Annotated in this window: 23 protein-coding genes; 5 read left to right on the forward strand and 18 right to left on the reverse strand. The window is 42.0% G+C overall.

The annotated features are described in order from the left end of the window. Window positions 1-10 precede the first annotated feature (10 nt). The 10 genes from VB083_RS08605 to VB083_RS08650 form a co-directional block, all read right to left on the reverse strand. Window positions 11-1096: an NAD/NADP octopine/nopaline dehydrogenase family protein gene (locus VB083_RS08605; protein WP_213690484.1), complete on the reverse strand. Its 1086-nt coding sequence runs from the start codon at window positions 1094-1096 to the stop codon at window positions 11-13. A 14-nt stretch (window positions 1097-1110) separates the two neighbouring features. Beyond that, complete coding sequence (locus VB083_RS08610) at window positions 1111-1455, reverse strand: GrdX family protein (RefSeq protein WP_213690485.1); 345 nt, start codon at window positions 1453-1455, stop codon at window positions 1111-1113. 2 nt (window positions 1456-1457) lie between these two features. After that, window positions 1458-2768 (reverse strand): glycine/betaine/sarcosine/D-proline family reductase selenoprotein B, encoded by a 1311-nt coding sequence (locus VB083_RS08615; RefSeq protein WP_213690486.1) that lies wholly within the window; start codon window positions 2766-2768, stop codon window positions 1458-1460. 11 nt (window positions 2769-2779) lie between these two features. Further along, window positions 2780-4072 carry a glycine/sarcosine/betaine reductase component B subunit gene (locus VB083_RS08620; protein WP_213690487.1) on the reverse strand — a complete coding sequence of 431 codons (1293 nt, stop codon included), beginning with the start codon at window positions 4070-4072 and terminating at the stop codon, window positions 2780-2782. Between the two features lie 12 nt (window positions 4073-4084). Continuing rightward, the gene (locus VB083_RS08625) at window positions 4085-5356 is read right to left on the reverse strand and encodes a serine dehydratase subunit alpha family protein (RefSeq protein ID WP_213699169.1); all 1272 of its coding nucleotides are present in this window, start codon (window positions 5354-5356) and stop codon (window positions 4085-4087) included. Between the two features lie 52 nt (window positions 5357-5408). Continuing rightward, window positions 5409-6425 (reverse strand): TRAP transporter substrate-binding protein DctP, encoded by a 1017-nt coding sequence (gene dctP, locus VB083_RS08630; protein ID WP_307879744.1) that lies wholly within the window; start codon window positions 6423-6425, stop codon window positions 5409-5411. A 14-nt stretch (window positions 6426-6439) separates the two neighbouring features. Continuing rightward, window positions 6440-8047 (reverse strand): L-serine ammonia-lyase, iron-sulfur-dependent, subunit alpha, encoded by a 1608-nt coding sequence (gene sdaAA / locus VB083_RS08635; RefSeq protein ID WP_323401986.1) that lies wholly within the window; start codon window positions 8045-8047, stop codon window positions 6440-6442. Between the two features lie 33 nt (window positions 8048-8080). After that, window positions 8081-9385, reverse strand: a complete 1305-nt coding sequence (locus VB083_RS08640) for a TRAP transporter large permease (protein ID WP_307879742.1) — start codon at window positions 9383-9385, stop codon at window positions 8081-8083. Further along, window positions 9386-9928 (reverse strand): TRAP transporter small permease, encoded by a 543-nt coding sequence (locus VB083_RS08645; protein ID WP_213690490.1) that lies wholly within the window; start codon window positions 9926-9928, stop codon window positions 9386-9388. A gap of 82 nt (window positions 9929-10010) precedes the next feature. Next, on the reverse strand, window positions 10011-11006 hold the full coding sequence (locus tag VB083_RS08650) for an ornithine cyclodeaminase family protein (protein WP_213690491.1): 996 nt from the start codon (window positions 11004-11006) through the stop codon (window positions 10011-10013). 187 nt (window positions 11007-11193) lie between these two features. On the opposite strand from VB083_RS08650, the gene VB083_RS08655 reads away from it, so the two are divergent. Together VB083_RS08655 and VB083_RS08660 are read left to right on the forward strand one after the other, a co-directional pair. Then, entirely contained in the window at window positions 11194-11898 is a 705-nt protein-coding gene (locus tag VB083_RS08655; RefSeq protein WP_213690492.1) for a FadR/GntR family transcriptional regulator, read from the forward strand. 112 nt (window positions 11899-12010) lie between these two features. Then, window positions 12011-12751 (forward strand): FadR/GntR family transcriptional regulator, encoded by a 741-nt coding sequence (locus tag VB083_RS08660; RefSeq protein WP_213690493.1) that lies wholly within the window; start codon window positions 12011-12013, stop codon window positions 12749-12751. A 70-nt stretch (window positions 12752-12821) separates the two neighbouring features. Here VB083_RS08660 and VB083_RS08665 read toward each other — a convergent pair whose 3' ends face one another. The 5 genes from VB083_RS08665 to VB083_RS08685 form a co-directional block, all read right to left on the reverse strand. Next, window positions 12822-13652, reverse strand: a complete 831-nt coding sequence (locus tag VB083_RS08665; protein WP_323401987.1) for a phosphoenolpyruvate hydrolase family protein — start codon at window positions 13650-13652, stop codon at window positions 12822-12824. Continuing rightward, complete coding sequence (locus tag VB083_RS08670; protein WP_307879741.1) at window positions 13649-14845, reverse strand: Tm-1-like ATP-binding domain-containing protein; 1197 nt, start codon at window positions 14843-14845, stop codon at window positions 13649-13651. The genes VB083_RS08665 and VB083_RS08670 overlap by 4 nt, the downstream gene beginning before the upstream one ends. A gap of 88 nt (window positions 14846-14933) precedes the next feature. Next, window positions 14934-15671: an amino acid ABC transporter ATP-binding protein gene (locus VB083_RS08675; RefSeq protein ID WP_213690496.1), complete on the reverse strand. Its 738-nt coding sequence runs from the start codon at window positions 15669-15671 to the stop codon at window positions 14934-14936. A gap of 19 nt (window positions 15672-15690) precedes the next feature. Further along, on the reverse strand, window positions 15691-16359 hold the full coding sequence (locus VB083_RS08680; RefSeq protein ID WP_323401988.1) for an amino acid ABC transporter permease: 669 nt from the start codon (window positions 16357-16359) through the stop codon (window positions 15691-15693). 94 nt (window positions 16360-16453) lie between these two features. Further along, window positions 16454-17254, reverse strand: a complete 801-nt coding sequence (locus VB083_RS08685) for a transporter substrate-binding domain-containing protein (RefSeq protein ID WP_307879739.1) — start codon at window positions 17252-17254, stop codon at window positions 16454-16456. 260 nt (window positions 17255-17514) lie between these two features. On the opposite strand from VB083_RS08685, the gene VB083_RS08690 reads away from it, so the two are divergent. The 3 genes from VB083_RS08690 (at window position 17515) to VB083_RS08700 (ending at window position 20571) form a co-directional block, all read left to right on the forward strand. Continuing rightward, window positions 17515-18180 carry a GntR family transcriptional regulator gene (locus VB083_RS08690; protein WP_213691721.1) on the forward strand — a complete coding sequence of 222 codons (666 nt, stop codon included), beginning with the start codon at window positions 17515-17517 and terminating at the stop codon, window positions 18178-18180. 65 nt (window positions 18181-18245) lie between these two features. Further along, on the forward strand, window positions 18246-19235 hold the full coding sequence (locus VB083_RS08695) for a uroporphyrinogen decarboxylase family protein (protein ID WP_213701610.1): 990 nt from the start codon (window positions 18246-18248) through the stop codon (window positions 19233-19235). Between the two features lie 25 nt (window positions 19236-19260). After that, on the forward strand, window positions 19261-20571 hold the full coding sequence (locus tag VB083_RS08700; RefSeq protein WP_307879738.1) for a serine dehydratase subunit alpha family protein: 1311 nt from the start codon (window positions 19261-19263) through the stop codon (window positions 20569-20571). 87 nt (window positions 20572-20658) lie between these two features. Here VB083_RS08700 and VB083_RS08705 read toward each other — a convergent pair whose 3' ends face one another. The 3 genes from VB083_RS08705 to VB083_RS08715 form a co-directional block, all read right to left on the reverse strand. Next, complete coding sequence (locus VB083_RS08705) at window positions 20659-21360, reverse strand: GntR family transcriptional regulator (RefSeq protein ID WP_213691718.1); 702 nt, start codon at window positions 21358-21360, stop codon at window positions 20659-20661. An 85-nt stretch (window positions 21361-21445) separates the two neighbouring features. After that, complete coding sequence (locus VB083_RS08710; RefSeq protein WP_307879737.1) at window positions 21446-22630, reverse strand: M20 metallopeptidase family protein; 1185 nt, start codon at window positions 22628-22630, stop codon at window positions 21446-21448. Window positions 22631-22664: 34 nt separating this feature from the next. Then, window positions 22665-23759 carry a Xaa-Pro peptidase family protein gene (locus VB083_RS08715; protein WP_323401989.1) on the reverse strand — a complete coding sequence of 365 codons (1095 nt, stop codon included), beginning with the start codon at window positions 23757-23759 and terminating at the stop codon, window positions 22665-22667. Between the last annotated feature and the right edge of the window lie 14 nt (window positions 23760-23773).

Here is a 23773-nt window from a genome sequence, read left to right on the forward strand (position 1 = left end):
CATATTCCTTTTATATATTGAGAATTTCTTCGATGGAAAGATCTGCGATTCCCAATGTTTCAAGTGTTGTGCCATTCTTCAAATAATCGACATCGTGAAGTTTGGAAGCCAGATCGATGGCAAGCTTTACTGTTGTAGCATCATATCCTGCCTTCTGGGCAAGAAGATAGGCCGGTACAAGTACACCCGGTACATCTTCTGTCAAATATCTTCCTTTAATATTATGGCCAACTAAATCGACGTAAGGCGACTCCGGACTCTGCACATACTCATAATATGTGTGAGCTTCGTTTTCTCCATAAAACATTTTCAACTGATCAAGAGCGCCTATAAGGTGTACTCCAAGGGCTTTACCAATAGCTATGCGCTCTTTTTCTAACTTTTCCATGATTTTTGCTATTTCAGGAGTAATTCCGTCCATATAGTGCCTGAACCCCTTAGGATTCTTTTCAATGGCACCATAGTTCAAGAGTACTGGGAATGGATGCAACGTAAAATTGATATTGTCAAGATCAATGGCAAGCAGGTTGTCAGCTGGAATATATTCAACATATCCTTCAAAGATGTCTTGAACAATGCGATGTACTTCTTCTGTATCGGATACTGGAGACGTAGCCATCTGTAATTTGAATTTCTTTTTGAAGATCATAACCGTATCGTAGCTGCTGATTCTGCATGCATAAGGCATAGATGCTGTTTCAGAGATAGATACCTTTACATCAATACCTTCCTCTTTCATTATTTTTCGGAATCTGAAACCTGCATAGTTTCCGGGAACAACAACGATATGCTGACCATCTTTAAGATGGGGAAGCATCTTTCTGAAGATAGGTTCATGAGCAAAGGAGGGAACCACGACGAAAAGAACCTTTGCTCCATCCATTGCCTCTTCAATATCCATAGTTACTCCAGACAAAGTTCCTTCTATATTAATATCTCCCTTGAGATGCATCTTTTTCTCTTCGCGAAGACGTTTGTAATCTTCTGTCGCTTCGAGAGGCTCCCACATCACAACATCGTACCCTTTAGCTGCAATCTGTGCGCAAAAAGCCCGTGCTCCATTTCCACTTCCAAGTACTGCAAATTTATGATTCATAGTTAGTCCTCCCCTCAATGTATATGGATCATAGATAGAAATAAATCGAAATCGATAAGACTGTAATCGTCACTTTTCGAGCTATCTGTATCGAACTCTCCACGGGAAAGACGATCTAAAGCATCTTCTATCCAAAGGACTGACCGGACACATATTTCATTGTGGCCTTCTTCAAGGGCAACGGAACGATATGGATTTCTACAGAGGCGGGCGTTACCTGCCAAAGGATGTCCGTAAAGCGTATATCCTGTATAAATGTATCTTTGTGCGGCTTCGAGAACCTGAATCGCCGTACCCTCAACTGACTCTACACATGAATAGGCGCTGATCACCCGAGGATTATTCGATAGAACCAACATAGTTATTCCTCAAAAATTGTTTGTTCTGAAATAGGAGTTGCCAATGCCTTGAGAGCTCTTTCTAGCAGACATTTTCGAATATAGAGTTCTTCTGCGGGCTCTTCAGAAGGAGCACCTACAGGGTAAGGAATAGCTACCCCGCGAATAATCCGATTGGCTCCGACAGTGAAGGCAACAGATGGAATAGCCGTAATAAGCACTGCTGGCAAACCTACGCGTTCAATTTCGCGAGCGAGCGTTGCACCGCAACGAGTGCCTGTTCCTCAGGTTGAAGTGAGAATAACGCCCTGCACCCCTTGGCTCATCAGCATCTCTCCCATTTCTTTTCCATAGCGCTCTGCTGATTTTACGGCGGTAACATTTCCCACAGTTACTGGATATTCATTATGGAGTCGTGCAAAGGCCTTTTCTTTTTCAAGAACCCGTGCTGCGTCAAGAGGTAATACGCGATTGGGATTCTCATTGGCTGGCACTGGATCATATCCGCCATGGGCAACTTCGTAATCGCCCTTTTTTAAGCTTTCAATGCCTTCTATGGAATAGTGACACCACTTAGATGCGTTATGAGCTTCAATACGATCAGGGTTGCCGCGAGGAACTATTCCTCCCTCCGTACCTATGGCAATGATTGCGTCACTCATATCAGAGACAGGCGGAGCCGGAGGAACTGTATCAAAAACCGGCATGGGGAGCTCTGTTGTGAAGGACTCGTTATTCATTTTCTTAACGAGCATATCCACTGCCCGACGAGAACCTCTTTTAGCTTTACGAACGTTTATCCGTATGCCCCTCGGAATGTATCCCTCTTCTTCCGGGCCGCCAATAGGCTCTTTATTGAGCACTTTGTCAGCAAGGCGAATCATTTTAGGCACAACTGATGAGATTTCTCGCGCCGAGTCGCCCGTTTCGACAATAAACATATCTTTCTTGGCAATATCAACGCCAGGATTAACTGGATGCATTGCACTTATTGCCGGAATACCCAATTCTGTTATAACTGCCTGACATAAAGTTCCACATGAAGTGCCATAACGACCAGCAGCAAAAGCGGGACCTGCAATAAACAGATCTGGATTTTCTTCTTTAATCCATTCAAGAACCTTTGCTTTTACTTCTTCAAGGTTTTCTGCTGCGTAGTTATCTCCGCAAATAATGGTTTTCACGATAACGTAGCGATTATTCGATGCGAGTTGAAAAACGTTACCAATACCTACTGGATCGTTTGTCGCAAAAGGAGGAATACCAGCTTTGTCTTCCCCTCCTATTTGTCCGAAGAATTGATTCATGTAATGAACTACTCTAATCTTAGTCATCGTCTGTCCTCCTATATGGCCCAAGTGGTGAGGTTTTCTGTTCCTAATTCGTTCGTCGACCCCATGATGCCAGCTATTTCCATAGCAACTGACCCATCAGGAAGCAAACTTCCCGAATGACCGCCAGTAATTACATCAACACATTCAATGTGCCCAATAACTTCATCCATAGGAGGAAGAATTACTCGCTCATTACCGTTTCCATTCGTCACAACAGCATCAGCTTCAGGCGTTACATCGGCGAGACCGGCAGAAGCGCCATCAGAGCCAGCATATTCATCTGTCACCAACACAGTTTTTATGCCATTCTTCTCAAAGAGTCTCGTGAGCATCATAAGATCAGCTTCAGGATTGCCGCCTCCATCTTCAGAGACAATGGCTCCTTCCGCTCCTATCATCTGAGCTATCTTAAAAACCTGATTACAGATTCTTTCCTTTTCCACAAAAGCAGTACGAACAGGTGCAACGATAACTCCAAGAAATGTTATTTTTTTCTCGTGTTCAGAGAGAAGGTCTTCTATAATGGGATTGTTCTGGTGGTGGTAAGTGGTGTGCTTGTGGCAGGGGGCCGCACAGTTTCCGCTTACCACTGCTCCGTCCATAAGCTCCGTTGGATTCATAAGCACAGGAAGACACCCCTGGGCATTGAGTCCATAAAAGTAATTGTCATGAAGCAGGCCCTGAGCGATGGTCTGACAAATATAGACGACCTTTGGTAATGCAGCATTGCTACCTAGAAGTTCAAGTAATGTTGCTGCAGGATATTCTGCCTCTTCATATTCCCCGAAATTTTTAACAGCTTCGGCAATGAAGCGAGCAGCTTTCACTCCGCCGTTCCGTACACTTCGTTCATGTTCATGTTTTCCCAGGCCAGGAACGGGCTCGAAGAGAAGCACAATATTATTTTTCTTCGAAAAGACACTATACTCTGCCCCTTTGCCAGACATGTCGATAAGCCCTTCCTGAAAATTGACAAGTTTTCCTGACGTTACGATGGCAGCACCATCAAGGACAATAGTCGTTCCTCGACCAGAAATAAAATCGGGATCACAAAAAAAGCCCGGGAAGGTGTATGTCTTTTCGTCTAATTTTGTCCGTGGTTCAATCACATCTTTTACAGGAACTATTCGTTTGCTTTCCCCGGGCCTCGCCAACTTAACATCAACACTTTGAAGCTGTTTATCTTCGAGCAGAAGAGAGATGAGTTCTTCTTTATTGATAAAAAGCGTTTTTCCCTGAATTTCTGTAACTGAACCAAATTGCACGTCTGCTACTTTAATTCGTCTCAGCTTCAAGGTTTCCATCTTTTACTCCTCCTAAGCCTGTTCGCGTTCAATAATGGCGCGACACATTTCTTCGTCGGCAGGTGCCATACCCCTTCTCGCTATTCGGCCAAGAATAGCTATAGTGTCATCTGCCCTTTCACAGACAAGGCCATCGCCTGGACGAATGGATATATCGTTCATTGCAAGATATGCAGATTCGATAGCCGTCCCTACTGCATTTGCCAATTTCATTGCACAACCAAGCTTTGCTCCATCGCATAAAACTCCGCCAATACTTCCCACAACGGTATTAATGGCCTTTTCGACCTGTTCGAAAGAACCGCCTAATTCCACCACCATACCGGCTGCTACACCCAATCCTGCTGCTATTGCACAGGCACACATGGGAGAAAGACGACCAATATGACTCTTCAGATAAATCGTTACAAGAAAGCTCAAGGCGAGTGCTCGAATGAGAACTTCTTGGTTCGCTTCAAGTTCGCGAGCCATAACAACGAGAGGAAGGGAAGCTGTAATGCCAACATTTCCACTGGTCGCACAACTCATGGCAGGCAAGCCTACCCCGTCCATACGGGCATCTGATGCAGCTGCAGTAAGGGCTTTTGCCTTAGTTATCGAATTGGCGTAAGGATAATCAAGAAAACCTTGACCAAAACGACCGCCTGCCTGCTGCTCAAGGCCAGCAAGAGCCAGGCTTTCATTCATGGAAATGGCATTATGGAGGAAGTATAAATTCTCAACAGGTTCATTTAAAGCAAATGTATAAAGATCTTTAAGGACGTAAGAAAGAATAGCGTCTTTTGAATAATCGGAAGAGGCCTTTTCTTCTACAGGTTTGCTTAATATCGTTTCATCGTTAGCTTTGACAAGAACTACATTTGTATGCGTTTTGACGATGACTGCTTGACCAATGCCCTTTGTAGTTTTTACGCTAGCATCAATGTAGAGACCGACTTCTTTACGACTCCAATCAATAGAAATAAGAGTTTTAGGTAACATATCAACAGCTTTTTTTTCATCTTCTTCTGTCACGTTATGCAAAACTTCAAGTCCAGCCTCAGCGTCGCCAGCTACAGCACCAAGAGATGCTGCAATGTCGAGTCCCATAAGTTTTGTTCCAGGAATACCTACAGCGATGGAATTTTTATACGTATCTCTATCCATTACAACAGTGACAGACTCAACTTCTCCACCAACAGCTGCACGAGCAACACTTGTCGCAAAAGAAACAGAGGTTGGACCAGTACATCCAAGCGCAGGATTAACTTCTTTTTTAAGAATAGTCAGCAACGATTCAGCCATGATACTTCCTCCTTGAAAAGCAGGGGCTTGAAGCCCCTGCCTAAAACATTTACTAATCGAGAACGAGTTTTACTGCCTCGTCGAAATTCTTTTCTCCCAATATTTTTCTCATCTCGGGCCATACTTTTTCACGTGCGTTCTGAGTCAAAACTCCTAGCTCTTCTCCGCTTAAACGTATAACGTTGATTCCGTAATCTTCCATACGTTTCTCATTGGCAGCCTGATCTGCTTCAGCCTGAGCTACTCGGCGATTTTCCATTTCAAGAGCCAATTTGGAGATAAGTGCCTGATCTTCTTTGGAAAGAGAGTTCCAAAGCTCCATATTCATAATGAGATACCACTGTTCAAAATGTGTATTTGATGGAACGTAGCATTTGATAATGTCACGGAAATTTGCATAATAGCCTTCAGCACCAGCACCAAAAGCACCATCAACGATACCTGTCTGCAAAGCTGTAAATGTTTCTGCAAATGCAAGAGGAGTTGCCATATATCCCTGTGCATCAGCTAACAATTCAAAAGCCTTTTGAGTCGGGACACGAACCTTCAACCCCTTGGATACTGAAGGATCTCCAGGTTTGTTAGGTTCTTTCATAAGAGCAGTTCCACCAAAATAGACTGGCCATACGCTAATAATTTTGAGATCCTGTTTGGCATATCTTTCAGCAGCCCAATTCATAAGAGGCGTACCGCTTACATAGTTTTTCTTAACGCCTTCCCAGTCACTAACAATATAAGGAAGGTTAAGAATCTGAAGCATTTTATCAGCGGTTGTAACAACTGGCTGAATAGCCATTTCTACAGCGCCTACACTGACTCTCTCGTGTACAACGGTGTAATCGCCAAGCTGAGCATTATCAAATATTTGAAGCTTGATACGACCATTGGATTCCTGCTCTAATTTCTCTGCAAACCATTTCACATCTTTGTCAATTGCCGTATCTGCCGGGCGGATATGAGAGATTTTCCACGTATACGATTTTTCTTTAGCCATAGCCTGCCCACCGACCATAGAGAGAGCTGCGAAAACAAAAGAAATCCCCAACAACGCTGCAAAAAACTTTTTCACTGTTACCGCCTCCTTTATGATTTGTGACTCTTTGCTGCCAATTTTGCGAACCATTTTTCTTTAAGCTTCTCCGCTGTAGGCGTTGAAGCCAAACCACCACGCATACTTCCCCTTAATTCAACAGGTAGAAGCTTTTGAACATTGATGAGAGCACCTACTACTTCGTCTGGCGGAATGATGCTTTCTATGCCCGCAACCGCCATATCGCCAGCTGCATATGCGTTAGCAACACCAATGGCATTACGCTTGATACACGGAATTTCTACTGGTCCAGCTACGGGATCGCAGATAAGCCCCAGAATGTTTTTCAAGGCCAGAGATGCTGCATGTACAATCTGACTCTCTGATCCGCCAGAAAGCTGTGCCAACGCAGATGCAGTCATAGCCGAAGCAACACCAATCTCTGACTGGCACCCACCTAGCGCGCCGGAAACAGGAGCTCTCATAGCAATTAAGGCTCCGACCATTGCTGCAACGAGCAAAGCATCTTCTATCTGAGAGCTTTCTGAATTCAAGTACTCCGCTGCTGTGAAGAGAGCCCCTGACAACACTCCACATGATCCGGCCGTTGGCGCTGCCACAACACACCCCATACACCCATTGAGAGTCATTACTCCTAATGCTCTTGCTATGGATTTGCCAACTGTAGGTCCAGACAGAGCCCGTTTTTGTTCCACTAATTTCATAAGCTTCAAACCTTCATCATGAGGCATAAGATTTCCCAGTAGAGTCAAATTTTCTTTCATCCCATCAGAAACTGATTGACTCATAACCTTCCATGCATCTTGAATTTTTGAGCGTATAAACTCTTTTGTCAGACCACTTCTTTTTGTTTCGTAGGCTATGGCAGCTTCAGCTAAAGATATCTGGTGCGATGAAGCGTAATCGATCCATCCCTGAAATGAGGAGAAAAGAGGCATATCGTCTTTCAATTTATAATCAAGCAAGCTAGAAAGAGAAAATACTCTCTTAATCCCCGTAACCTTTTCCAGTTCATTGAGTTGTTCTTTTTTTAAACTCTTTTCTGTAAGGCAGGTATATAAACAATCCTTAACATTTGAATCAGAAGAAACGCTCTTCTCGCAAGAGATAACAGAGACTTTTAAAACCTCCGAAAGCGTTTTTATTGAAAAATCACTTTCGGCAATAAAGACAACTCCGTCTTCACTTCCACGTAAAGAGATCGGGTATCCTTCCAACTCTGTCATGAGAATCTCGCCACCACCGACTGAGATTCCAACAACACGAACAGAATGCTTTTTATCGGTTAGCAGCATATCTACTGTGTTAGGATTCCTCTCTGACAGTGGTTCCAGGTGATAAGATACGGGGATATTTTTTTGCTCCGCAATAGCCAAAGCATCACCTATCTCAGGCGAATCCTCATGCATACCAAGTAAGCCACCAACTATGGCAGAGTCACTCATGTGCCCTTTATAGGTTTCAGCCAGCGCCCCGTAGAAAAAGAGGTCTACTTTTTCCGGTTCTCCTCCAAGAAAGGAACGTCCCATACGTCCAATGCGAAGAACTCCTGCTGTATGAGAACTTGAAGGTCCGGTCATTATGGGACCGAGTGAATCAAAAAGACTAACGAGTCTCGTTCGATTTCGACAAAGGGTCACGCTTTTCACTCTCCTTTACAAACACGGCTCTTACTACTGCACATACCCCATGAGACCAGGCAGGAAGAGCGATAGCGCCGGCCAAAATGTCGTAAGGATCATCACAGGTACATACCCTAACAGGAGGAAAGTCATGGCAGGTCGCAATATTTCTACGAACTCCACATTACCTATTTTCATTCCCAGATAGAGAATGCTTGCATAGGGAGGGGTAACACCGCCAACTGCAAGATTAACTCCGAGAATTGAAGCGAAGTGAATCGGATGAATTCCAATGGCCTGAGCCAGAGGCAAAAGCAGAGGGGCAACCAGAATAACTCCCGTAAGGTCGTTAACTATCATTCCGATAAAGAAAAGAAGGAAATTAATAAGAATTAAAAGTATGACCTTACTCTGGGTAATTCCGAACATGGCTTTGACAATAGCCTGAGGAATTTGCAGCATAACAAAGGTTTGACTCAACATGAGGCTGCACAAGATCATAACCATGATTGATCCTACCGAGATAGCGGAATCTCTGGCCACTTCGTAATAATTTTTAGCTTTAAGACCTTTATAAATCAAAAATCCTACTGGGATAGCATAGATAACGGCAACTGCCGCCGCTTCTGTAGGAGTCATAATGCCTCCATAGATACCGCCAAGAATAATAACGGGCATCATAAGAGCAGGTAAGGCCTTCCAACCACGACGGGCTATTTCGCGTACCTTTTCTTCTTTTTTAAGTTCAGGTTCCAGTTTAAGAGGAAAATGCTTGGCCCATACAAGGTTGATTACAGAAAAAAGAATGGTGACAAGAATTCCGGGACCAACTGTCGCTAAAAAGCACGCTAATATCGACGTTTCTGTTACCCACCCATAAACGATCATAATGACGCTTGGAGGAATAAGAAGTCCCAAAATTGAAGAGTCGGTAACTAGTGCTGTTGCATATCCTCTTGGATACCCCTGCTCGACCATGCGTGGAATGAGAATGGGGCCAGTTGCTGCAACACCCGTAAAGCCACTGCCTGAAATAGCTCCAATAATGGCACAGCTTATAGCGGCTACAACACCTAAACCACCACGTACTCGTCCGACAAAAACATCAACTAAGTCAAGAAGATATTTCGCAATGCCACTTTGACTCATGAGGCTTCCTGCAAAGATAAATAGAGGGACACACAAAAGAACTGGACTTAAAATTTGTTGCAACCCCCACATCATCATACCTTTCATTGAAACTCCGCCGACAATACTCATATACATGAGGGCTCCACCAAAGCAGAAAGGCAAAGGCACTCCAAAGGAGAGGAATACAACAAGAATAAGCAACGCTACAAGTGCAACAGATATCATTTAAAAAACCTCCTCTTCCGTTTGGGCCAACATATCTTTGGGTGTGTGGACAAAACTATTGAGGTGTTCTAAAAATTCAAGAACGGTGTAAAAAGTCATACAAGCCATGCTTATAAAAACCAAAGCTTCAGACCATATCATGGGGATAAAAAGAGTTGGACTCTCTTTTTGCACTCTCAACGCATATTTAAGATAGTCATATCCCCAGTAGGAAAGCCAGATAAGAACGATCCCACTTAAAACAGAAGCAACAGTTCGTACTAAATAGATTGTTTTTTGTTTTTTCATAAAAACTTCAAGCACGCGGGCTACTATTTGATTCTTATCAGCTGAAGCTTTGATGGAGCCTATGAGGTAGGCCCATGTGGTAGGAAAAAGAAGCAATTCCTCTATTCCCATAAGAGGCGCTTTAAATACGTATCTTAAAACAACCTGGCCAAAAACGAGAATAGCAATAAACGACATAAGGAAAACAAGTACCATATCTTGGGCTTGTCCCGCCCAATGCAAAATATTGCTAAAAAGGCCCTTCGGTTCAGACATGTAATTCCCTCCCCTCTCGACTTTTTAAATATGGGTGTCACACTCGCCATATGACACCCATCATGCATTGTGACGCTACTTGTTACACGAATTCATACGTCCCTCCAATGTTATTCTTACGTGCGCGCTCAAGAACAACAGAAGCAACGCCAATATCCATAGCACCTGTTCCAATAGGAATACAAAGGATTTTTTCACCGTCAGCAACTGATGCCTTTTTCTTCCCTGCGGCCAGTTCGCCAATGGTAGAATAAATGTCTTTTTCTGTAATTCTTCCGGCTATACCGAGCTCGGCAAGGGCTCCACGGTGAAGGGTCTGTCCAATGTGATCAACAATGATCTTATCGGCGTTTAATATGCAATCGTTGTCACATTCCTGGTAAGAGCCCATGGGGAAAAGCAATTTGCCTGGTTTAAACCACTCATTTTTAAAGAATTTTTCTTTAGACTGAGTTACACAAACTGCTACGTCACCACCATCGGCAGCCTCTTCAGGTGTTTCGGCAATGTGAATTTTCCCTTTCACATATGGCTCCATATCAGAAGCGTAACGCTCTGCAGAAGCTTTGCTAATGTCGTATACACGTACTTCCTCTAAATCGAAAAGTTCAGAAATAGCCATTGTCTGGGTATGTCCCTGCATTCCGGCTCCATAAAGGCTTAAACGAAGAGATTTTTTGGGATAAAGATATTTGAGGGAAACAGCAGTTTGCGCACCGGTACGCATATTTGTAATATAAGATCCGTCTAATACAGCCGTAAAGTTGCCCATTTGGGGATTAATAAGCATAATAAGAGAGGTAATATAGGGAAGGCCAGCCTTTTTACGTTCTCCTAGGAAACCTCCGGCCCATTTTATGCCTGCCGTGTCTGACCATCCGACGTAAGCTGGCATAGCGTTCATAAATCCGCTATATGGTGGGAATGGTGCCGTTTCTCCGAGATCAAGGTTAACTTTTGTGGGGTTTACAACAGTTCCATCGCCCATACCTTGGAAGGTTTTGTCGCAGGCTTCTACTACGTCTTTCATTGTGATAAGCTCTTTGATTTCATCTTGGCTCAATAACAACGTTTTCATAGAGTTTTCCCCCTTCATTGTAGTTTAATGATATTTTTGCTTTACTGATTGTAAAAGGTGCCGTATAGTAACAATGTTCTTCTGCACTGCTGTTGAACAATTGAACATTAGCACAGTCATTTAATAACGTCAATATAGAAAAAATAAAAAATTTAGAAATAAATTGTATTGAATACAGGGGGTCCCTATGTTTAAACCTGCTAACAAAGCAACTTTGCATCAAAATGTACTTAATCAAATGATTACCGCAATAAAAGAAAATGAATGGGAACCGGGAAGCAAACTTCCTGGGGAACAAAGTCTGGCAAACGCCTTTGAAGTAAGCCGAAATTGCATTAGAGAAGTTTTAAAAGCTCTTGAACTTACAGGAATAGTAGAAGCGCGGGCTGGTGACGGAACTTATCTTTCTGAAAATGCACTGCGCAACATTGCCAATTCGGATCTTGTGGCTTCTCTTTTCGAAGAAAGCACACTTATGGAACTTATAGAGGCTCGCCAATTGTTGGAGGGACAACTCGCTTACTGGGCAGCACAACGTGCAAGCGATGAAGAAATAATGAATCTCGAACGCATCCTAGTTGAGGAGCCAGAAACACCAAATGTGGAAGTTCACTATCACTTTCATAATTACCTTGCAGAAATTGCAGGCAATCCTTTTCTGTTGCGTCTTCTCGATTCTCTTCGCACAGAAGTTTCTGCTCAAAGAATTGTTTTTAAATCATGGCCATCTACCGAATTAGAACTATTTAAAAAAGATCATTGGGAAATTTGTCAGGCCATAAAAGAAAGAGCCCCTGAAAAAGCTCAGGAAGCTATGATTCAACACCTTCTCCGCTCACAAAATGAAATATTAGAAAGAAACAGGAGAGAAGGCAGAAGGAAAGAAGTATAAAAAGTAATATATTTTATTATGTAGTAGAATAAGTTAAAGTTTTAATCGCTTTATTGAGTTCAATGTAGTATAAACTTAATTAGAGAAATTTATGTCAAGCAAGGAGGACTTTATGTTCAAGCCTGCAAGTAAATCAACACTTCATGAGAATGTTCTTAATCAAATTATAGAGGCAATAAAAAAAGGCGTTTGGGAACCTGGGATGAAACTACCCGGTGAACAGTCACTCGCGAAAACATTCGGCGTAAGTAGAAATTGCATCAGGGAAGTATTGAAAGCATTGGAATTATCCGGAATTGTAGAAGCACACCCTGGAGACGGAACGTATTTATCGCTAAACGCTCTTCGTAACATCGCTAATATGGAATTTGTCGCGAATCTTTTTGAAGAATCGACCTTAAAAGAACTTGTTGAAGCTCGATCTTTACTGGAAGGTCAGATTGCCTATTGGGCTGCGGAACGCGCCACATCAGAAGAGATAGAGAAGCTGGAAAAGCTCTTACTTGAAAATGAAAAAAATCCAGATGCCGATATACACAACAAGTTTCATAATATTTTAGCTGAAATGGCAGGGAATCGCTTCATTTTGAGGCTCTTGGAATCAATCAGAAATGAACTGGCAACACAAAGGCTTATCTTTAAAAATTTTAGTCCAGAAGCTTTAAAACAACATAGAAAAGAAAATATGGAAATTTGCCAAGCTATTAAAAACCGGGATTCAGAAAAAGCGCGAGAAATTATTCATAGGCACGTTTCACGTGGTCAAGATGAGATTCTGGAACGTCTTCATAAAAAATCAAAACGTACAAAGACCGAAAAAGACACTTTGGGAAGCATAAAAAACCCGAACTAAAAATTATGATAAATACAAAAAGCAGGGGAGGTTTTTGTCTCCCCTGCTTTTTGGTATTTATTGGTGTTAGTTAATATTTTATTGTTTTAAAAAGTTCTGTCTGTTTTTTTATGGCTTGTTCAGTTGGAAGACGTTCCATACTGCTTGCGCCGTAAAACCCGTTAACCTCTTTACAATGTTTTAAAATATATTCAGCATCTTCTGGCATAGCGATAGGGCCTCCGTGGCAGAGGACTATAACATCTTTACGAACGCTTCTCGCCGCTTCTGCCCATTGATCAATAAGAAGCACGCATTCTTCCAACGTTTTTGATGTCTGGGCTCCAATGCCACCCTTTGTGGTGAGTCCCATATGGCATACGATAATATCGGCTCCAGCTTCAGTCATGGCCATGGCATCTTCAACACTGAAAACGTAGGGAGTTGTAAGTAAATCCATCTCTCGTGCCATACGAATAGCTTCAACTTCAAGGGCATATCCCATTCCAGTTTCTTCAAGGTTCGCTCTAAAGACTCCGTCAATAAGACCTACGGTAGGGAAATTCTGAACTCCCGCGAATCCCAGAGCTCTCAACTCACTTAGAAAGTAGTCCCATTTTACGAAAGGGTCAGTTCCATTGATCCCAGCTAATACTGGCGTATTTTTCACCACAGGAATAACTTCTCTGGCCATCTCTTTTACAATCTCATTAGCATTTCCGTAGGCTAGAAGCCCCGCAAGGGAACCTCTTCCAGCCATTCTGTAACGGCCAGAATTATATATGACAATGAGGTCGATGCCGCCAGCTTCCTCCCACTTGGCAGAGATGCCGGTTCCTGCACCGCCGCCTATAATAGGTTCTTTCTTACTTACTTTTTCTCTAAAAAATGACATTATTTCAGATCGTGTTTTATAGGTCATTTCGCAACCTCCTTAAAATTCTGAAACAGCGCCTGAGCAAATTCCGGGTCGTTAATATGATAGGGTAAGCAGATAACTTTGCGCATGTCAGTCTGATACACCGTTTCTTCGATAGCCTCGAAAAGAACGGCATCCGCATCGGGATCATAGAAGGGCTGACCTGGAGCGTCAATCATCGAAACACCCTTTTCTGGCAACAAAAAGCGTACAGGCCCTGAACAGTGGTTAAGCTTTTCTCCGATCCAGCGTCCCATCCGGGCATTCTCATCAGCAGTAGTTCTCATCAATGTTACCTGAGGATTATGAACATAAAGATTGCGGTTTTTATATTTCTCTGGAACAGTCTCTAAAGCACCAAAATTAACCATATCAAGGGCGCCTACAGAACCAACATAGGGAATGGCCATTCGAATAATTGCTCCGAAACGATCTTCCCCAGCACTCATAACACCGCCCATGAAAAGATCACAAACTTCAGTTGTAGTCACGTCTATTACTTTCTTGAGAATACCAGAATCAATGAGCTTTTCCATAGACTGACCGCCCGTTCCTGTAGCATGAAATACAAGACAATCATATTCTTTTTCCAGTTCGTGACGAATCATATCAACACAGGGAGTGGTCACTCCAAACATTGTCATGCCTACTGGTTCACGTTCTATGGATGGCGCTGGGATCGTTGTTTTCGCCATACCGGCAATAGCATGAGCAGCATTCCCAAGCACTATACGAGATATACGATTGAGGCCAGCTACATCGGTTACAGAGTACATCATGCAAATATCGTTAGGCCCCACATAAGGAGCCACATTGCCTGACGCCACAGTAGAAACCATAAGTTTAGGAACTCCAATTGGAAGAGTTCTCATACCTGCCGTAATAAGAGAGGTTCCTCCAGAACCGCCAAGGCCAATAACGCCTGCAATGTCATTCTGTTGTGAAAGAAAAGCGGACAAGGCCTGTGACATAGCTATAATGGCTTGTCCTCGATCTGTGATAGAGCCAAGAAAATGTGGATTATCGGGGTGATGGGAAGCGACCTGAGTGTTTAAGATATCCGCGCTAAAGGAGTGTGGACGAGTGGCAACATCTACAAGAAAAGCGTCGATACCCTCTGAACGAATAAGATCTCGCACATAAAGCAATTCGCTGGATTTTGTGTCGCATGTTCCGACAACATAAACCTTTTTCATCATTCCCCTCCTCTACTATCATGATTGACTCTTTAATTATACAAAAAATAATGTCGCCATACTGAAGAGAGAAAGTATACTTGCTCTGTTATTGCTTCGTAAAACGGCTCAAAAATTGCTCTGTTCTCTGATTTTTAGGAGATGCAAATATCTCTTTAGGACTGCCAGTTTCAACAATCCTTCCCTCGTCCATAAAAACTACCGTGTCGGCCACTTCTTTGGCAAAGGCAATTTCATGAGTAACAATCATCATGGTCATATGCTCATGAGCAAGCTCGCGAATAAGGTCAAGGACTTCTCCGACAAGCTCCGGATCAAGGGCGGAAGTAGGCTCATCAAATAAAATAACCTTAGGGTTAAGCGCAATAGCCCTACCTATACCTACACGTTGTTGCTGACCGCCAGAGAGTTTGGATGGATATGAATCTGCTTTATCCTTAAGTCCGATTTTCTCTAAAATCTGAAGTCCTTTTTCAACTGCCTGATTCTTGTTTTCTTTCTTCACTATAATTAAGGCTTCTATGATATTTTCCAAAACAGTTTTATTATTAAAGAGGTTGAAGGATTGAAATACCATCGCTGTCTGTTGGCGAAGTTCCCTTATCTCTTTCTTTGCCGCCTTTTCTACATCCACCTCAATGGCACCTATTCGAATTTTTCCCTTATCTGCTTCCTCCAAAAAATTTATACATCTTAGTAATGTTGATTTTCCAGTTCCGGAAGGGCCTATAATTGCAACTATTTCTCCTTTTTTAACATTGAGGTTGATGTCTTTTAAAACTTTCAGATCTCCAAAACTTTTATATAAACTCTTAATTTCTATCATTTGACAAACCACCTAAATCTTAATTTTGAACACTTAAATTTCGTTCAATACGTTGTTGCACCTTTCCTAAAACAAGCGTTAATGCCCAATAAACAACAGCAATATCAATAAAAGCTTCTAAATATCTATAACTTGACGCCGCTTCTAGCTGGGCAACAGCTATCATTTCCGTAACACCTATGGTAAAAGCCAAAGATGAATTTTTTACTATGCTAATAAAACTATTAAAAAGAGCCGAAATCGCGACTCGTGTTGCCTGAGGGAGAATAACTCTTCGCATCGCTTGCAAATATGACATTCCTACAGAAACACAGGCCTCCATTTGTCCTTTATTGACCGAGGATATGGAACCTCGTATTGTTTCAGACATAAAAGCCGCTGCATTTAAACTCAAGACAATCAACGCTGCCGTAAAAGAAGACATATTTTTGAAACTTGGGATAACTTGCACGAATCCAAAATACATCAAAAACAATTGAGCTATGAGCGGGGTACCTCTAAAAAAAGAGACATAAACTTTTACGAAAGGGGCCAGTAACTTTACCTTTAAATCAATACACAGCGCAATGAAGACTGCCGCTAAAATACCCCAAAAAGCAGCCCCTATAGAAAGCAATAAGGTTACTTTGAGATATTTGAGCATGAGAGGAAAGAGCATGACCGCAAAATCTATATCGAACCCAGGCAATAGTGGAACCTCCAATCTTTACAAAAGCAACAAAAAGACCCATGCAGAAAAAGATGATGGGTCTTTTTGATTCTATTATTTTTGCCTCTCTCTTTTAATTTTTCGTCGTATCAAGACCAAACCACTTTTCAGAAAGGGCACTCAACGTTCCATCTTCGTGCATTTCATGAATCGTCTTGCTGATCTGCTCTAAAAGAGCCTTATTTTCAGCCTTTTTTGTAAAGGGATAGGCATTAACTTCAAAAGTGAGTCTTTGACCAAGCAATCTGAGATCAAGATTTTCTTGTTCAATGATTGTCTTTGTTTTTATCTCTCCCTGCCAGCAGGCATCTACTCGACCAAGCTCAGTTTCTTTTTCTATAGGAGCTCCATCATAAGTTTTTATATCCAGATTCAAGTTGTAGTCTTTATTGACCTGACGCAGAGTAGCTTCTCCGTTTCCTCCAAGCCAGCAGCCAATTTTTTTCCCTTTGAGATCGTCAACCGTTTTTATTGAACTATCTTTTTTCACCGAAAAATCATAATAGCTATATGCATACGGTTCCGTAAAATCATAAAGCTCTTTTCGCTTCTCTGTAATTGACATCTGGTGTGCAATCGTATCAATTTGTCCAGCATTCAACATTCCAAGAAGACCGCTAAACTTTGCTAATTTGTACTCGACTTTAAAACCATTTCTTCTAGCCATTTCTTCCCATACATCAATTTCAAACCCCTGTAACTTTCCAACTTTCGTAAATGTCCATGGGGCATAAGCTCCTGATGTTCCTACAATAATGGTCTTTCCCTGTAGCGAAGATTGTGCAGAAGCTTGATTACAACCAACCACGAAGAAAAGAGATGCTAAAACCGCAATTAAAGTAAGAAAGAATGTACATTTTGTTGAGACGCGCACTATAAATCCCTCCTGTGAAAATATATTGCATACCACATGTAATTATGCCTTAGCATTATAATATCTATAACTATAAAACAAAAGCCCCCTTCTAATTATTTATGACCTACTCTAAAAAGGTACCCATCATCGAATAAAAATTTTTAATTGACATCTCTATAATCTCTAGTATAGTTGGGATAAAATATAATATAAAATATCGTATAAAATAATTGATCCACTAGATTACCAATTAAAAATAAAGAAGGAAGGTGGGTTTTTTGTCTTTAGCCCAATTAAGCCCTATCAGCTCTGATGGAGAAAAAACAATAAAACAAAAGGTGTTAGAGAGCATTAGGGATGCCATTATGAGAGGCTATTTTGAGAGTGGACAACAGTTGCGCCAAGATGAAATTGCCTTCCAGCTCGGAGTAAGTCGCATTCCCGTTCGAGAAGCCTTAATGCAACTGGAAACAGAGGGGCTTGTTACCTTTTATCCTTATAAAGGAGCTATCGTATCTACTCTTTCCCCTGATGAAGCCAGAGAAATTTTTGAAATTCGTTTTATTCTGGAATCTGAAGCCCTGCGTTTTGCCTTTCCCCAGCTTACAGATGAAGTTCTTGATGAAGCTGAACAACTTATAGAAGAGGCTGATTCAGAAAAGGATTCTGCAAATTGGAGTGATCAAAACTGGAAATTTCACTCTTTCCTCTATCTTTATGCCAAAAGACCACGCCTTCTAGCAATGATTGAATCTTTAAACCAAAACGTTGATCGTTATATTCGCATTTATCTGAGAACTCTTAGTTTTCAATCTGAATCTCTTGAAGCTCATAGGCAGCTCATTGCGGCATTACGTAATCGAGATATTGAAAAAGCGGTATCTCTGCTAAAGGCACACTTAAAGAATGCAGAAAATCACATAATTCAATATTTAACGCGATAAGTGAATTTTGTGGAGGCATACATTTTCTATGCTAAATCTCTTTACTATCAAGGAGGATCCTATCAATGAATCATCATGAACGAATTGAACACGCTATTGCTGGAAAAGAAACTGATCGTTTACCCTACAGCTTATGGTGGCATTTCCCAAACAAAGACAGAATGCCACGAAGATTGGCTGAACTTTCCATTCATTATCAGGAAATGCTTGATCTTGACTTTATTAAGTATATGCCTTACGGAATGTTCTCCACTGTTGACTGGGGATCTGATCTCAAGGTATTTGAAGGCTTCGGAGAGCCGCCTGTAGCTGCAAACTTCCCCATCGCTACACCGGAAGATTGGGATAAAATCACACCGAGATCTGGAACTTCTGGAGAATACTCCATCGTTCTTGAATCCCAGCGCATTGCTCTTGAAGAGCTTCATTGCCAGGTGCCAATTATACAGACAGTTTTCAGCCCTCTTACAACTGTAGTAAAGATGGCCGGAGAAGAGACATTAAAGAAACATTTAGAGGAGTGCCCCGAAAAAGTTCATAAAGGACTCGAAATTATTACAGAAACGACTAAAGAGTTCGCATTGGCAGCAGTAGAAAATGGTGCATCTGGCGTATTCTTTGCAACACAGATGGCAAGCCACGATCGTTTGAACAGTGCCCAGCTTGAAGAGTTTATGAAAAAGTATGATCTTGAAGTTCTTAATGCGATCAAAGATAAGTCGTGGTTTAACGTTCTCCACATTCACGGCACGAATGTCTATTTTGAAGAACTTTTCGACTATCCGGTTCAGGCTTTCAACTGGCACGATAGAGATGATGGCCCTGCAATGAACGATGTCAGAACAAAGACCGACCGTTGCTTCTGCGGTGGCTTAAGCCATAAAAATACTCTCCCTAACGGAACAGAGGAAGAGCTTCGTGCTCAGGTTATGGATACATGGAAGCATAACAACGGTAAAGCTGTAATCTTCACTCCCGGATGCGTAGTCGATCCTAATACGCCAGAAGATCGCTTAATGCTTCTGAAAAAATTCGTTGAAGAGACAGCAAAATAAATTTACAGAGAGAAGGAGTTTACATATGATATCACTCAAAAAATTTCTCAAAGAAGAGGTTAAACCTGCATTAGGGTGTACTGAGCCCGGTGCGGTGGCTTTGGCTGTCGCTCGGGCTACGGAAGAGTTACATAACGCTCCCGTGGATTCTATTAAAGTATTGGTCAGCGGTAACATTTTTAAAAACGGAATGTCTGTAGGCATTCCGGGAACAAACGGACTTCGAGGAAACACCATAGCGGCCGCTCTAGCTGCTCTTTGTGGCAAAAGCGCTTTGGGCCTTGAGGTTCTTAAAAATTCCACAGAGAACGACGTTCAGAACGCTCAGAAAATGGTTTCTGATGGGAAGGTACAGGTTCTTCCTGACCCTGACCGAAATGGAATCTATGTAAAAGCCGATGTAAAGAGCAAAGATACAACTGCAACATGTACTATTGAAGGCAGTCATACGGGCATTGTAGAGGTAACACTTAATAATGATGTGGTTTTCTCTACCAAGTCAAACAATTCTACTGATAAAGCAGAAACTAAAAAAGAACTTTCCGCTGCCCAGGAAATATCTCAGATGCCCTTTTCCTCTGTTGTTGCTCTTGTTCAAGAAATGGATGATGAAGATGTTGCTTACGCTCTCAAGGGAGCAGAGATGAACATGACGATTGCTGAACAAGGCTTTGATGAGAATCAAATGCAAGGTTTAGAGGTAGGCAAAACTCTGAGGAAATCAGCCGCTGATTGGAAAACAATGGATCACTCCCTTAAAATTCGTGCTATCAGTGCTGCTGCCTCCGACGCTCGTATGGCCGGAGCCCCCTACCCTGTCATGAGCAGTGCAGGAAGTGGAAACCACGGAATTACTGCCATTCTTCCCATCTATATTTTGGGACGTGAGTTAGGAAAAAGTGATAGAGAGATTGCTGAAGGAATCATTTACAGCCATCTTTGCACCAGCTTTGTAAAGAGCAGAATGGGCCGTTTGAGTCCTGTTTGCGGTTGTGCCGTTGCAGCCGGTGCCGGTGCAGCTGGAGGTCTCGTGCATCTTATGGGTGGCTCTGAGGTTCAAGCAGCCAAAGCCATGGAACTTGTTCTTGGAAACCTCGTCGGAATGCTCTGCGACGGAGCTAAAGAAACATGTGCATTAAAAGTTGGAACAGGCGCTTTCGAAGCTGTTCAAGCAGCTGAGCTCGTTATGAATGGTCATCATATCGAAATGAGCCAGGGTGTTATTAACGAAAAGATTGAAGATACTGTCGCCAACGTTGTTGCCGTCAATGCCAAAGGGATGAGAGACGTAGATAGAATCATTCTCGATATTATGGCTTCTCGTACTGCCTGCTAAATTGAGTGATATCATACAGTACAAGAAATAGATATTAAAAAGGGAGCGGATTTTTGAAATCCGCCCCCTTTTTCCTTTTCAGTCTTTTTAACGGTCGTCTTCCTCTTGTGGTGAAATAACAGCTCCTCTTCCAAGTCTTCGGAAGAGCAATTCACGTAATTTGATCACTTCTTTCTTACGCAAACATTCAATGATCATATCGTGAACTTCAACACTGGCTTTCATCTGCCAATCCCGATAAAGCCATCTATCAAACGAACAACGAATTTGATAAAAAAGATTTCTAAGCATTTTCTGAGTCCATATACAATTATCCTTTGCAAGAGAGCAAAGATAGACGTGGAAAGTCATCTCTTTCTCAGCAAATTCGAATGCTTTCTTCTCTCCTAAAACGTCGCTATTTATAATCGCATATAACTCTTCATTCAGTTCTTCAAGATGCTCTATTTCCTCGTCACTTGGTCCGCCCTCTACAATAACAGCTTCCAAAATGGTATGTTCCAAAAGAACACGAAGCTTAGTTATTTCTGTAAAATCTTCCTCGCGGAAAGTCGAGACAAACCAGCCCTTATATCTTATGGAAGAAATTAAACCTTGCTCTTCAAGTTCATTTAATGCTTCTCGAACTGGGGAGCGACTTATACCCAAAATACGAGAAAGTTCTCTTTCATTGATTTGATCTCCACACCGTAAAGTCTTTTTTTCAAAAACCTGTTCTCGTATATAGCGAGTAACGAGATCTTTCAATTTCCCCTGAGAATGGGATTGGCGCCTTTGATTATCTGCCATTAATATTTCCCCCGTCTTGGTCGATTAATCGGTCGACCAAGATTAAAATATCATCTATGAATACAGTGGTCAACCTAAAAATCTGTTAATTAGCATCAATTACAAACTGCACAAAGAGAGCTGTTCCGTAAGGAAGAGCTTCTTCAGGGAAGATAAAATTCCCATTATGAAAAACAGGAACGTTTTTCCCAGGAACGCAAATTCCCATTCTGGCAAAAACGCCTTTTGGAACAACCTCAAGATATCTGGAAAAGTCTTCGGACCCCATCGCAGGGATATCTATATATTTAACGTTCTCTGATCCAATGACCTTTTTGGCGCTTGTGCGAACAATCTCAACAACTTCTGGAGAATTGCTCAGCGGAGGAACTCCATAATGATAGTCAAGCTCCGCCTTACATTTATAGCTAGACGCTACACCCTCAATAACGTCGCGAATACGCTGTTCTATGGAATTTCTTACTTCCATATTCTGGCATCTGATAGATCCCGAAAATTCAACAGTCTCGGGAATAATGTTTTTGGCAGTACCACCATGTATCTCACAAATAGAAATAACAAGGTTATCAAGAGCATCGATTTGACGAGTAATAATACTCTGAATAGCCATAACACAATTTGAAGCTGCCAGAATCGGGTCGCAGCCTATACGATGAGGATATGCTCCATGACCACTCTTCCCCGTAATTTTTGCGGTAAAGAAGTCTGATGAAGCCATATAAGGTCCTTCTCTAAGAGCTATTTCTCCTACATTGTAAGAAGAATGTCCATGGAGACCCAAAATGTAATCCACTTTCGGATTATCAAGAACACCCTGATCTATCATATATTTCGAACCGTCAAGATTTTCTTCTGCTGGCTGGAAGAGAAGTTTGACTGTTCCAGAGAAACGATCCTTCATTGACATGAGCAGTTTGGCTGCCCCGAGCAACATCGCTGTATGGCAGTCGTGTCCACAAGCATGCATTACACCTGAAACAATCGACTTATCGGGAATATCGGTTGTCTCCTGAATGGGAAGAGCATCCATATCGGCACGAAGAGCAATAACTTTTCCTTCCCCTTTTTTCTCACCTTTTATAATTCCCAAAACGCCAACATTAGAACCAAGGGGAATCATTTCTACTCCCATTTTTTTCAGTTCGGACTGAACAAAGGCTGTTGTTGCAAACTCTTTCATGCTCAGTTCTGGTTCTCTGTGAATTTTACGTTTTGCCTCAACTATATACTCTTTTATATCAAGAGCTTTCTGAAGAATTTCAGAAGCCATCACAATCGCCGTCCTTTCGTTATTTCATACATCCTTACAGAATAGTGAGTTCCTTCGGAAAGAGATTGATAACCTCTCGTCCCGATTCTGTTAACATCACCAAATCCTCTATACGAACTCCAAATTTTCCTTCGAGATAAATTCCCGGTTCTATGCTGAAACAGTTGCCCTCAACAAGAGGAGTTTCATTTGCCTGAGAAATATAGGGACTCTCCTGACCATCCATACCAATACCATGTCCTAAACGATGGGTAAAAGCTTCTCCGTATCCATGTTCAGTAATAATATCCCGAGCTGTGCTATCAATATCCTTGGGGATAGCCCCTATCTGAACTTTTTCTTCTGCGGCAAGTTGAGCTTCCAAGACAATTTCATAGACCTTTCTTTGTGTATCTGTAGGAGCCCCAACAAAGAATGTTCTGGTCATATCATGGCTATATCCATCGTACCATCCGCCAGAATCTACCATCACTATGTCTTGTTTTTCTATAAGGCGATCGTTATCTCTTCCATAATGGGCTCTGCCGCTGTTAATACCCGAAGCAACGCAAGGTACGCGAGGAGAACCGCCATGAGATTCATGAAAATTCATAATAAATTTAATGATGTCTCTCTCGTATATACCAGGCCGAATATATGTAGTGAGAGCTTCCATCATTTTATCGTTCATGGAAGATGCTTTTCTCATAAGTTCTAATTCTTTTTTATTCTTAATGGAACGCATAGGTGCCAGAAGGAAGAAACCGTTAACACACTCCACATTTAATCCCTTTACTGCATCAATCATGTCGCCGGCCTCTATTCCTCGAGAAAAGGCAATTCGGCAAGAAGAAGAGAGACCTACAAGTTGAAGTCCCTTTTTAAATGCGCCTTGGAACCAGTCAGTGTCATTCCATTCCAAAATAGGAATATCGTCTTCGATACTTTTCATATCTGTTCTGTGAAGAGAGGGGCATAAGAAAAAACTCTTTCCTTCTCTGGTAACAAGAGCACCTTTCAGCCGTGAATCTGGATGAAAGTTTAATCCGGTCATATATTTCAAATCAGAAGAGGGGGCAAGAAAAACAGCGTCCAGCTCTTTTTGGTTTAGAAGTTCCACTAGTGTTTGGAAACGATTATGATCTATCATTTTTTCCTCCTGCT

It is taken from the genome of Aminobacterium sp., assembly GCF_034926885.1.
In the GTDB taxonomy this organism is placed as follows: Bacteria; Synergistota; Synergistia; order Synergistales; family Aminobacteriaceae; genus Aminobacterium.